We start from the raw sequence: 12142 nt of genomic DNA on the forward strand, positions 1-12142 counted from the left end.
TTTGATAGAGGTTCTGGTGAACGCGGCGGGGCCCGAACCCGCCGCGTTTTCGTTTCGGCCACCAGAATTCGGGAACCGGGACGCTGCGCGCAGCCGGGCGCGCGCGCCGGCCGCCGCCTGCGCCCCGGACCCGCAATTGCGACAGGAACCACCGGGCCCGGACGGAAATTTCAATGACAAAAGTAACAGTTATTATTTAAATCAATTTTATTTAAATTTTATCTTTCGATACACGGAAAAGTACCGCCTCAAAAAAGAAACAGATGCTCCGCAATTGCAATCATGAGTCTTTAACCTCTTGGGTGCGCAATTGCCCTTACGTTATCCGATTGAAGCCGGCCAACGGGCGGGTCGCGGCCCGTGCGCCCGACCCCAGGGAGCAAGCGATGGGGCACACATCCACCAAACCGTCACGACTGCGGTCGATCACCGCGAAGATCCTCGGCCTTGTGGCCTTCCTCGGCGCCATGCTCCTGCTGGTGGCCGGCGTCGGACTGGTGCAGATGCAGGGCATCGGCAAGGAACTCGACGAGATCGCCGACGAGACCGTGCCGCTCACCAGCAATGTCACGCGGGTCAGCCTGCATCAGCTCGAACAGGCCCTCGTTCTGGAGCGCCTTCTGCGCGTCAGCCGCATCCCCAGCGGCGAGGCAGAAGCGGACTTCGAGAAGCTGACGCGCGAGCTCGCCGCGCTGGCGAAAACGGTCGGCGAGGAAATCCTGGTCGCCGAGCGCATCGCGGAGAAGGGCATCGCGCTTGCCGTGACCGAGGCCAATCGCGCCAGGTATCGCGACGTTCTGGCGCAATTGAAACGCATCGAGGCGGAGCAGGCGACCTACACCGACCATCTCGATGCGGTGGTGGGGCACATCCGGGCCGAGGACATGGCCGCCGCCGAGCGCCTGGCGGGCGATATCGAGATCGAGCAGGCCCGGCTCAACCGCGAGCTCACCCTGCTCACCGAAGAGCTCGACCGGTTCATGGCGGAGTCCAGCGAGACCGCCCGGGCGCATGAGCGCAGCGCGCTGAAGCTGATGGCGATCGTCGCCACGATCGCACTCGTCGTCGGCGGCGGGCTGGCGGTCGTCATCGCGGTCTTCGGCATCAGCCGTCCGCTGCGGCTCGTGGTCAATGCGCTCAACCGGCTTGCCCAGAACGACACCTCCGTCGAACTGCGCATTACCAGCCGCGACGAGATCGGCGAACTGGCCGTCGCCTTCGAGGACTTCCGCGAGAAGACCATCGAGATCCAGCGCCTGCAGGAGCAGGCGCGCGAGGAGGAAGCGCGCATCGAGGAAGAGAAGCGCGCCGCGACCCAACGTCTGGCCGACAGTCTGGAAGCGACCGTCAAGCAGGTGTCCGACGGGATCGGCGTCGCCATCCGCGAACTGGAGGCGGCCGCCCATGTGCTCGCCGCCAATGCGGAGGAAACCTCGGCGAGCGCCGGCACCGTCGCCGCCGCGGCGGAGCAGTCCGAGGCCGGCATCCAGAGCGTTGCAAGCGCCGCGGAGGAACTGTCGGCCTCCATCGGCGAGATCAGCCGGCAGGTCAGCGCGGCACTCGCGACGACGGGCGCGACCTCGAACGACACGGGCCGGGCAAGCGAAACGGTCGCGGATCTCGCCGCCTCCGCCGCGCGGATCGACGACGTGGTGCGGCTGATCAGCGACATCTCCGACCAGACCAACCTGCTGGCGCTCAACGCCACCATCGAGGCGGCGCGCGCCGGGGAGGCCGGCAAGGGCTTCGCCGTGGTCGCCGGCGAGGTCAAGGCGCTCGCCAGCCAGACCGGACAGGCGACCGGCGACATCAGCCGGCAGGTCGGCGCCATGCAGTCGGGCGCGGCCGACACCGGCGCAGCCCTTGGTGGCATCGTGGAGGCGGTGCAGCGGATCAACGGTCAGGTCTCGGCCATCGCCTCGGCCATCGAGGAGCAGACGGCGGTTACCTCGGAGATCGCGCGCAACGTCGGGGACGTGGCGGCGGGCAGTGCCGACATCACCCGCACCATGAGCACGGTGCGCGAACGCGCGGTCGACTCCAGCGCCGGCGCGCGCCAGGTGCTGTCCACGGTGGAAGGGCTCGCCAAACAGTCGGAAACGCTGCGCGGCGAACTCGACACCTTCCTCGCCAACATCCGCGCGGCATGATCACTCACGGGCGGCCGCGTCAGGCGACCGGCCGCCCTGGACTTCACACCTGGGCCACGGCGCGCCTGTCGAACACCATCGACACCGGCTTGTGATCGCTGGTCATCGCATGCGCGGGGCGCGGCCCCGTCACCGCGTGATGCACCGCGTGTTCCACCAACCCGCCTCCGGCGCGCGCCCGATAGGCGAAGGGCTCGACCTGCCGGTTTCCCGTCAGGCTTTGCGAGAACAGGATGTGATCGAGCAGGATGTGCGGATCGCGGCCCGGATCGAGCCGGTCGCGGAAGCGGACCGACCAGCGTTCGTCCTCCGGCGCGTCGAACAGCGCGTGATTGAGAAACCGGCGGGCGAAAAACACCTCCCCCTGCAGCGCGCCGATCAGGTCGTGATAGAGAAAGCGGCGCTCGATCCGCTCCTTGCCGGGACCGTCGTTGAGGTCGCCCGCGACGATGATCGCGGCACTCGCGTCCGCCGCGAAGCGCGCGTCGATATAGTGGCGGATGTCGGCGCATTCGGTCGTGATCTTGGTGCGCGCCTTGATCAACTCGGCGACGAGCTTCGGATTGTTGGCGAAGAAGTCGTCGTCCGACGGCGAACCGCTGCTGCCCGTGCGCGTGAACTTGCTCTTCAGATGCGCGCCGATCACCTCCACCCGCGCGCCGCCGATCTCGGCCAGAAGCACCTGCGGGTGGCGCCAGTGGCCGTGGTTGCGGTCGATGTCGAATTCGAGCGCGTCGCCGACCGACTTCGGATAGGAGACGTCCCAGCGTCCCCGCGCATGCGCCCCGTCGGAATTGGCCTCCGTCAGGGCCTGCCAGCGATCGAGATGCAGGAGCGTGCCGGAGATCGGCGCGGAGGTTCGCAGCAGGAACCAGATCCACTGGCGCCCCGTCGTCGCATCCGTGCCGCGCATCCCGTAGGCCTCGCGATCCGTCGTGCCGCGCGTCACCACCCGGTAGCCGGGCGCGACGAGATCGAAGAAGGCCGTGGCCCGCGCCTCCCCGTTCGGCCCCTCGGTGACGAGCAGGATGTCCGCGTCGAGGGCGGCGATTTCGGCGGCGATGGCATCGCGGCGATCTTCCGCCCGCGCCCGCCTTGCCGGATCGGCATCGGTCAGCCCGTCAAGCAGCTTGTCGGAGTGCTCGATGTTCCAGGCGGTGAGTTTGAAGCTGTCCATGCCGCGCCCTCCGTCATGCTCCCGCGCAAAGGTCCGAAAAGCAACTTTCGGGTGCATCCCACAGGCCGTCAATCACAAGCTTGCCCGGGCCCGATCCGTGCGGCCCCACAGAGACCGACGGACACGCGGTCACAGGGCTTGCGCGACGAGGCCGGCCCCCAGGACGAGCAACAGTGCAAGCACCGCGACGCGAAAGGCCTGCGGCGACAGCCGACGCCGCACCCGCGCGCCCAGCATCGTCCCGGCGAGGACGATCAGCAGCCCGGCGCCCGAGACCGCAAGGCTCGCCGGTGTCAGATGCCCCAGATGCGACAGCCCGACGACCATGATCAGGCTGGAGAGCGTGAACGAGATGTTCATCGCCTGAACCAGCCGATCCGGCGTGAGGTGCTGCGACAAGAGAAAGGGCAGGAGCGGCATGATCTGCGAGCCCGTCATCCCGTTGATCAGCCCCGTGCAGAAGCCGCTCGCCGGTTGCAGTCGCCGAGCGGTTTTCTCCGGCAGAGCGACACGCGCGCCGGTCAGCCCGTGCAGGGCGTAGGCGACCAGAACGAGGCCGAGGATCATCACCAGATAGGCCGTGTCGGTGCCGCCAAGAATCCACAATCCGAGGACGACTCCGGGCACCGTCGCGGCGAACATCGGCCAGAAGCGGACGAGCGTTTCGCGGAAATGGCCGGCGCTGCGCATGACGAGAACATTGCTCGTGAGCGACGGCAGCAGAACGAGGGCCAGCGCCTGTTCCAGTCCCACGGCGAGAACGAGAAGCGGCAGCGCCGTCGTGGAAAAGCCGAGGCCGGTCGTTCCCTTCACAAGGGCCGCGAAGCCGAGCGTCGCGAAAACGGCGGCAAGCTGGGCGGGCGTGTAGAGGGCGAGCCCGTCCGGCACGGTCCTTACCGCCCGGTCGCGGCGAACATCCAGTTGAGCACCAGCCGCCAGTCGGTCATGCGGATCGGCGTGCCGTGGGTCCCGGTCTCGAACAGGACGAAGCGGGCGGGATAGCGCGGCGCGCGCGCCTTGAGCCGCTCGTAGAAGGCCGCCTGCCGCTTCCAGTCGTAGACCTCGTCCCAGCTGCCGTGACCGAAATAGATCGGCAGGCGGCCGGCGCGAAAGGTGGCGCTGTCGAGATAGGACGGATCCCAGGTCGAGCCCATCAGCAGCAGACCGCCCATCATCCGCGCCGCGTCGCCGTCCCGGGCGAGCCGCCAGCACAGGAAGCCGCCCATCGAGCCGCAGGCGACATAGACGCGCGCGTCCTGAGCCGCCTGCCCCAGATAGTGCCGCATCAGCGCCTTGATGTCGGCCGCCCCGCCGGCCTTGAAGTCCTTGACGTCGAGCGTCAGATAGACGCCGTCGTTGCGCACCATCAGGTTCTTGATGCGGTTGAAGTTGCCGCCGAAGCTGACATCATTCATTCCCTGAAATCTGTTACCGCCCTGACCATGCACGTAAATCACGATCGACCTGGCGCCGCGCGGGGTGCCGACGCGCATGTAGGAGACGGTCCGGCCATTGGCCTGAAGCGTCAGGTCCTCCTGGCTGCGGCGCGGGCGCATGGAGACGTATTCGCCATGCACCTGCCGCTCCCAGACCTTGTCGCGGCGGTGGATGTCGCGACGCTTGTCGTAGTCGACGATCACGAAGGCGTCGTTCGGCTTGCCCGACAGCATCGCCGGATAGTCGAACAGCCGGTCCTTGAAGGGGGCCAGACGATATTGCGCGGCGGCCGGCGCCGCGAAAATGCCCGCGCAGATCGCGAAGATCGCCAAGACCGGCGCGAAACGGACCCCCATACGGCGACAGGGGCGGCGACACGGGCGGCGAGAGGTGGAAAGCGTCACGCGTCGGAACTCCCTGTGCAAATCAAGAAACGGCCGCTGAAGATCGCGGCAGACCGCGTCGGATGATCGCGGTGGACGACCCGTCCGAGGAGCGGGCGGCATGCCGCATCGCAGGTCTTGCGGATCATGCCCGCGCCCGCGCCCGCTGCGCAAGGTCGACCAGCACGGCGCGAAGGTCCTGCGGGGCGGCCAGCGGGGCATCGAAGACGAGCCGCGCCACCCGGTCGCCGTCGACGAAATCCAGCCCTTCCGGGTCGAGCGAGGACAGATACCAGTCGCCCGCTCCGGCGCGGGCGAGCTTCTCCGCATAGAGCCGCACGGCGTCGAGATGATCCTCGTGCATGTGGGCGATGGCGGAGACCTCCATCTCCTGAAAGGCGTCGAGGCCATCGGCGGGCAACAGGACGTCGTCGGCGACGAGCTCATAGGCCTTGCCGAAGCCACCGTTGAGGCTCGCGCGCTCGATGTTCAGCCGCACGAAGGCGAAATCGGCGAAATCGACATAGAGCTTCGCCTTGGGGTGCCGCATCAGGTAGCGCCGACGCGCATGGCGATGCGCTTGCGTGTCGGGCGCGATCCGCTCGGCGCGCCCGACCAGCGTCAGGCGCGGGTGCGCGAGCGGGTCGCCCTTGCCGGGTTCGCCGACGAGCAGCGAACAGCGCGGATCGGCGTCGAGCGCGCGGGTGTGATGGGAGAGCTGCGAGATCAGCATGACCGGCGCGCCGTCCATCTCGCTGGCCAGCGCCACGCGCGAGGCGAAGGGCGCCCCGGTTTCGGGATCGAGCACCGCCAGACCGGCGAAACGCGCGGTGCGCATCAGCCGCTTCGCCAGCGCGCGCGCCTCGTCATCCGTCGGTCGGATCACGCTTTTTTCGCTCTCTTCGCTCACATCCGATCTCCCGCTTGTGGTGCGACGCCCGTTTTGCCCGCCCGGGCGCGCGGATGCAATCGCGCGTCGCCCCGGGACCGCTCTTTCTGAGCGCCCTGTCCCCTCGGCGCTGCCCGCACGCCCTCCCCCCGCGCTACGTGAAATCCCGAGGCCTGCCGCAGGGTCACGGTCTCGCCACAATACGGTCGGTCCATGGACAAGGGTCCGGGGGGTGGACACATCGATGTCTCCGCGCCCTCGTCAGACATGCGAAAGGAGTTCGCGCATGACCGCCCTTTCCCGCTCACTTGTCCGCTCCCTCTCCCGCTCCCTTTGCCGTTCCTTGGGGGGTGCCGCCGCCGGCGCCCTGGCGCTCGCGGGCGCGGCCCTTGTCGGCGCCGCGCCGGCCGTCGCCCAGCCGGACACGGTCCTGCAACCCGGATACGGCGGCGGCGATGTGGTGATCATCGACCGGCGTCCCGTGCCGCGTGGCCAGCGGATCTACCGCCATCGCCGCATCTACCGGCCGGCTCCCGTCTACCGCCCGGTTCCGGTCTATCGCCCCGGCTACCGCGTCTATCGCCCCGGCTATCGCTATTATCGCCCCTATCCCCGGTATGGCCCGCGCTATGGCAGCGGCGTCTATTTCGGCTATGGCGGCGGCGGCGCCGCGGCGGCCGGGGTCATCGGCCTGGCGACCGGCATCATCGCCAGCCAGGCGCTCAATCCGCCCTATGTGGCGGACCGACGCGTCTACCGCGCGCGGCGCGGCGCCCATGCGCCCTGGACGCCGGAATGGTACGCCTATTGCTCGCGCAAATACCGCAGCTTCAATCCGCGCACCGGCCACTACCTCGCCTATTCGGGCCGCTACCGCTTCTGCCGCTGATCCGCCCGGCCGGATCACCTGAACGCCAGATGAACGGCCCTCTCACGGGCCGTTCAAGGGGCACGTGGCACCTTCGCGACAGACTTGAGCATCCGCAATCCCCGCGAAGGAGCCCGTTCATGACCCGCCTCGTCTCGTCCCTGCCCGCAAAGCTCATCGCCGCCACGCTCGCCGGCGCCCTCGTCCTGCCGAGCGTCACCCCGGCCGAGGCCGGCGGCGGCCGCAAGCACTGGAAGAACGGCGGCGGCCATCATCAGGTCCACAGGCCGCACCGCCACCGCGACCAGCGCGTCCATCGCCGTCACAAGAAGAACGACGATCTGGGCGCCGCGCTTGCCATCGGCGTGATCGGGCTGGCCGCCGGCGCCATGCTGGGATCGGTTCTCTCCGCGCCGCAGCCGGTCGCGCCGGACCCGGTCTATGTGCCGCCGCATCCCCACCGCTACGGCCCGGCCTATCCGGCGGCCCAGCCGCACTACCGTCCGGCCGCCCCGGTCGTGGTCGGTCAGCAGCGCCCCGCCCCGTGGACGGCGGAGTGGTACCGCTACTGCGATGCGAAGTACCGCAGCTTCAACCCGCGCACCGGCACCTTCACCACCTATTCCGGCGTGCAGAAGCTGTGCCGCTGAGCCGGTGGTCCGGACACGGAGAGGCAGGGCAAGGCAACGACGGCAGCCGGCGCGCGGGAGCTGCGCCGGCCAACCCCTTGGCCGAAGGTGTCATGCCGGATTGAGCGGTATCAACGACAGAATCACGCCCGCGTGCTACCCGCCTTCCATACTCCCGCCACAACGGACGGGGGCCGGACACAGACCATGCGGGGACACCATGCCGGCAACGAAAAACACCAAGGACACTGCACCCATCGACCCCATCGCCGAGACGGAGGCGGAAACCGACGCGCAAACGCTGCTCCAGGCGGACACGGCGACCGCCGTCCCGGAAGACGTCGCGGCGGACGACCTCCCGGCGAACGCCTCCGATCCGGGCCACCGCGCGGCGATCGAGGCCGGCATCCGGCGGCGCCAGACGCTCGCCGACATGCGTCACGACCCGCAGGCCGTGCGCCAGCTCTTCGAGACCGGCGACTACCCTTACGCGGTGAAGATGCGCCGCAAGGTCTACGAGCGCCAGAAGGCGGCGCTTCAGGTGGAGCTTCTCAAGGCGCAGCGCTGGGTGGAGGAAACCGGACAGAAGGTGGTGATCCTCTTCGAGGGCCGCGACGCGGCCGGCAAGGGCGGCACGATCAAGCGCTTCATGGAGCATCTCAACCCGCGCGCCGCGCGTGTCGTGGCGCTCAACAAGCCGAGCGACCGCGAGCGCTCGCAGTGGTATTTCCAGCGCTACATCGAATGGCTGCCGTCCGGCGGCGAGATCGTGTTCTTCGACCGCTCCTGGTACAATCGCGCCGGCGTCGAGCGGGTGATGAACTTCTGTTCGCCCAATGAATATCTCGACTTCATGCGACAATGCCCGCAGTTCGAGCAGATGCTGTGCCAGTCGGGCATCCGGCTGTTCAAATACTGGTTCTCCGTCTCCCGCGAGGAGCAGCGCCGTCGCTTCCGGGCCCGCGAGACCGATCCGCTGAAACAGTGGAAGCTCTCGCCCATCGACCGCGCCTCGATGGACCGTTGGGACGACTACACGGAAGCCAAGGAGGCGATGTTCTTCTACACCGACACCGCCGACGCGCCCTGGACGGTGATCAAGTCCGACGACAAGAAGCGCGCCCGCCTCAACTGCATGCAGCACTTTCTGGCGAGCCTGCCCTATCCCAACAAGAACGCCTCGGTGGTGCGCGGACCGGACAATCTCATCGTCGGGGCGAGTTCCCATGTGATCGGGCGCGACGCGCATATCCTGGGCAAGACGTTGCATCCGGAGCGCAAGCGGGGCGGTTGACGCAAGGTCACCGGGCCGGGTCACCGGGGGGCCGCGCCGGCACGGAGGCCGCCGCATGCGCCCTCGCCCGTGCCTGAGTGCTTGAAGTTCCTTCCCGAATGGGCATCATCACGAGCCACATTCGGGAGGAATTCATGCTGTCAGCCCTCGACCTCGCCCGCCGTCTGGAGAGCGGCACCCTGACCGTCGACGCCCTGTACGACGAGATCGACGGGGCCATCGCCGCACGCGAGCCGGAGGTGCGCGCCTTCGTGCAGCACGACGTCGCGAACGCCCGCGCCGCCGCCGGCCGGGCGCGCGGGCCCCTCGCCGGCCTGCCGCTCGGGGTCAAGGACAACATCGACACCGGCGACCGCATCACCACCTACGGCTCGCCCATCCACGCCGAGACCCGCCCGGCGGTCGACGCGGCCGTCGTGGCGCTCGCACGCCGGGCCGGGGCCGCCGTGCTCGGCAAGACGGTGACCACCGAGTTCGCCTTCTTCCAGCCGGGCCCGACGCGCAACCCGCGCAACCTCGACCACACGCCGGGCGGCTCGTCCTCCGGGTCGGCCGCCGGCGTGTCGGCCGGTTTCTTTCCGCTGGCACTCGGCACCCAGACCGGCGGCTCGGTGGTGCGCCCGGCCGCCTTTTGCGGGATCGCCGGTTTCAAGCCCACCTTCGGCCGCCTGCCCATCGCCGGCGTGAAGTATTTCTCCTGGTCGCTCGACACGCTGGGCGTCTTCGCCGCCGGCGTCGCCGATGTCGCCTTCGGCGCCGGCATTCTCGCCGGGCGCGACTGGCGCATCGACGGCGAGGTGGCGACCCCGCCGCGCATCGGTCTCGTCGAGCCGCAACCCTTCGCGGAGGCCGATCCGGACATGGAGGCCGCGCAGGAGCGCGTGCGCCAGAGCGCGGAGCGCGCCGGCGCCTCGGTGACGCGCATCGCCCTGCCGCCGATCTTCCGCGAGGCCTTCGCCGCGCATCAGACCATTCAGGACTACGAGGCGACCCGCGCGCTGGCCGCCGAGACCGATCTCGCCCCGGACAGGATCAGCCCCGTCCTGCGCGAGACGTTGGAGGCGGGCGCGGCGATTTCGGGCGAGGCCTATGACGCGGCGCAGGAGACGGCCGCAAGCGCCCGGAGGGCCTTCGCCGATCTGATGACCACCGTCGATGTGCTGATGACGCCCTCGGCACCGGGTGCCGCGCCGCTCGGACTGGCCTCCACCGGGTCCTCCGTCTTCAACCGGGTCTGGACGCTGATGGGCGCGCCGGCGCTCAACGTGCCGGGTCTCGTGAACGATGCGGGATTGCCGCTCGGCATGCAGGCCGTGGGCGCGATCGGGGCCGATCGCAAGACGCTGCTGGCCGGCCGCTGGCTGGAGGAACGCCTGCGCGACATGTGACGGACCGGCCGCGCGACCCGGTCTCGCGCCGGGATGCGTCGCCGCCCGCGCGTCGCGACCGGCTTCGGGCCCCGACAGTCAGTGGCTTGTCGGGGAGCCGGCGCTCGTCGGCAGGTTGGCCGGCAGCCGAAGTTTCTTGGCCATGGCGGTGAATTGCGCCCGGGCCTTGTCGTCGGTCAGTTCCGCGTAGCGGCGCATCGCCTCGCTGGCGACGGACGACGACAGCCGCATGCGCTTGCCGCGCATGCGCGCGAGCTTCATGTAGGCCTCCGGCGTGACGCCGCTCAGCCGGCACAGGCACATGAGCGGCAGGTCGTCCTCGCGTGTGATCAGCGGCACCACGACGTTCTCCGGCCAGCCCATACGCCCGGCGAGCAGCCGGGCGATCTCGAAGGCGCGCTCCTTGTCCGCGAATATGGTCAGCGCCTTGTCCATCGGCACGCTGCCGGCGATCGCGCCCTCGATGAGCTGGTCGGTCTTCGACTTGGCGCCCTTGAACTCGCGCAACTGGATCTCGACCTCGCGCGCCGCCTTTTCGGCGATGGCCTTCACCAGCGTGTCGTTGGAATTGAGATCCTTCACGCGCTGGGTGAGCTCGCGCGACAGGAAGCTGACCAGCCGCGCGGCGGCCGGCTTGGGCATGTCCTCGCGTTCGGCGAGCGCCTCCTGAAGGGTCTCGTCGCGCCGCGCGCGCGCCACCAGCGTGTCGAAACACTCCGGGCACAAAACCGCGTCGTGGTTGCGCGTCAGCGTATGCAGATGCGGCGCGTCCCCCTTGCGCGCGATCACCTTGGCGAGCGACGGCTGCACGTCGCTGCGCTTGGCCAGCGCCATCAGGTGATCGTCCGACACCACCTCCGCGATTGCCGCGAGATCGTCGTCGTCCAGAGATTCGCTGCCCTCCAGAACGGGGAGCGCGACCTCGAGGTCGTCATCCTTGGCGAGCGTCTTGAGCACCTCTTTCGGTGCATTGGCCTCGCCCGCGATCCGGCTCGACAGCGCGCAGCGCGCCTCGCCCTCCACCCGGTCGAGCACGCGCATGACGATGTCGCCGAAAATCAGGCTGACCCGTTCGCGCTCGTCTTCCTCGGCCGTGCAAAACAGTTCCGCGAGGGCTGCGACAAGCGCGCCTGTGCTCGAGGCGGATCCGTTGCGCGCCAACTGCTCTAGTTGCGCCGCATTCATCTGCAGTCCCCTACAACCCGTTTTACACAAGGATGGGGAGCGCAAGTTTCATTCTCGTTAATTTGCAGATGACTCTAGGGAAGCTCTGACCATTACCGGTTGCCGCCGGTCGGACTTCCCCCATTCGGCGATCCGTCACTGTCCTGAGTCCTCTCGAGAAAAGCAAACGACTTGGGCGACAACGCATTTCGCTCGCGCGGGACCTTGTTCCCGAAGTTCGGCGACGCGCGATCGATTGATCGCGCCGGCGGGTGCATCGCAGCATCTTTTTTTCTTTGCCGCCCCCTTTGCGTCACGTACCATGGCAGGGTTGAAAAGAGTGCGGGAGGCCAGACAATGACACTTGTCCGCAATCTGAATGTGCTGGCTGTTTGCGTGGCGTTCGGCTTCGTCGCCGCCATCGTGGTCGGGGTGATCTGATCGCTCTCACCGATCCGATCGCTCGAACGGTGGCGTAGCGCCCGACGGGACGGGGAGTTCCCCGTCCGTCCAATGCAGGGTTCACAAGGAAAGACGTGGCCCTGGCGCGGACGTGACGCGCAAACACAGATATCCGAAGAAGAACAAGAAAATCCGTCAAATCGCGATGACGCTCGCTCGGGCCGGCTCGGCTGGCCCGGGGACCATGCCGGGCGGACGCATCCCGGTGGGACCACCGGCCCCCTCGCGTCATGCCGGGCATCGATACCACTTGCCGCGCGCCCGGCGTTCGGGCGCGCGGCGCTGGTCTGTCACGCCGACG

The 12142-nt window shown here is 68.4% G+C and carries 11 protein-coding genes; 6 read left to right on the forward strand and 5 right to left on the reverse strand.

Annotated features, from left to right (window positions below):
- Positions 1-386 precede the first annotated feature (386 nt).
- On the forward strand, positions 387-2150 hold the full coding sequence (locus tag ABL312_RS12490) for a methyl-accepting chemotaxis protein (protein WP_349357704.1): 1764 nt from the start codon (positions 387-389) through the stop codon (positions 2148-2150).
- 43 nt (positions 2151-2193) lie between these two features.
- Here ABL312_RS12490 and ABL312_RS12495 read toward each other — a convergent pair whose 3' ends face one another.
- The 4 genes from ABL312_RS12495 to ABL312_RS12510 form a co-directional block, all read right to left on the reverse strand.
- Entirely contained in the window at positions 2194-3327 is a 1134-nt protein-coding gene (locus ABL312_RS12495; protein WP_349357705.1) for an endonuclease/exonuclease/phosphatase, read from the reverse strand.
- 129 nt (positions 3328-3456) lie between these two features.
- On the reverse strand, positions 3457-4215 hold the full coding sequence (locus ABL312_RS12500) for a sulfite exporter TauE/SafE family protein (protein WP_349357706.1): 759 nt from the start codon (positions 4213-4215) through the stop codon (positions 3457-3459).
- Positions 4216-4220: 5 nt separating this feature from the next.
- Positions 4221-5096: an alpha/beta hydrolase gene (locus tag ABL312_RS12505; protein ID WP_349357707.1), complete on the reverse strand. Its 876-nt coding sequence runs from the start codon at positions 5094-5096 to the stop codon at positions 4221-4223.
- Between the two features lie 196 nt (positions 5097-5292).
- Positions 5293-6057, reverse strand: a complete 765-nt coding sequence (locus ABL312_RS12510; protein ID WP_349357708.1) for a DUF2470 domain-containing protein — start codon at positions 6055-6057, stop codon at positions 5293-5295.
- 265 nt (positions 6058-6322) lie between these two features.
- On the opposite strand from ABL312_RS12510, the gene ABL312_RS12515 reads away from it, so the two are divergent.
- The 4 genes from ABL312_RS12515 to ABL312_RS12530 all read left to right on the forward strand — a co-directional run bounded on the left by ABL312_RS12515 (position 6323) and on the right by ABL312_RS12530 (position 10215).
- Positions 6323-6925 carry a BA14K family protein gene (locus ABL312_RS12515; RefSeq protein WP_349357709.1) on the forward strand — a complete coding sequence of 201 codons (603 nt, stop codon included), beginning with the start codon at positions 6323-6325 and terminating at the stop codon, positions 6923-6925.
- Between the two features lie 119 nt (positions 6926-7044).
- Positions 7045-7554 carry a BA14K family protein gene (locus tag ABL312_RS12520; RefSeq protein WP_349357710.1) on the forward strand — a complete coding sequence of 170 codons (510 nt, stop codon included), beginning with the start codon at positions 7045-7047 and terminating at the stop codon, positions 7552-7554.
- Between the two features lie 199 nt (positions 7555-7753).
- The gene (ppk2, locus tag ABL312_RS12525; RefSeq protein ID WP_349357711.1) at positions 7754-8827 is read left to right on the forward strand and encodes a polyphosphate kinase 2; all 1074 of its coding nucleotides are present in this window, start codon (positions 7754-7756) and stop codon (positions 8825-8827) included.
- A gap of 134 nt (positions 8828-8961) precedes the next feature.
- Positions 8962-10215 carry an amidase gene (locus tag ABL312_RS12530; protein ID WP_349357712.1) on the forward strand — a complete coding sequence of 418 codons (1254 nt, stop codon included), beginning with the start codon at positions 8962-8964 and terminating at the stop codon, positions 10213-10215.
- A gap of 78 nt (positions 10216-10293) precedes the next feature.
- On the opposite strand, the gene ABL312_RS12535 is transcribed toward ABL312_RS12530, so the two are convergent.
- The gene (locus ABL312_RS12535; protein ID WP_349357713.1) at positions 10294-11400 is read right to left on the reverse strand and encodes a DUF2336 domain-containing protein; all 1107 of its coding nucleotides are present in this window, start codon (positions 11398-11400) and stop codon (positions 10294-10296) included.
- Between the two features lie 171 nt (positions 11401-11571).
- Between ABL312_RS12535 and ABL312_RS12540 the strand changes: the two genes are divergently transcribed.
- Positions 11572-11820, forward strand: coding sequence for a hypothetical protein (locus ABL312_RS12540; protein WP_349357714.1), 249 nt, complete (start codon positions 11572-11574; stop codon positions 11818-11820).
- The last annotated feature ends 322 nt before the right edge of the window (positions 11821-12142 follow it).

The sequence above is a fragment of the Stappia sp. genome (genome assembly GCF_040110915.1).
Taxonomy (GTDB): Bacteria; Pseudomonadota; Alphaproteobacteria; order Rhizobiales; family Stappiaceae; genus Stappia.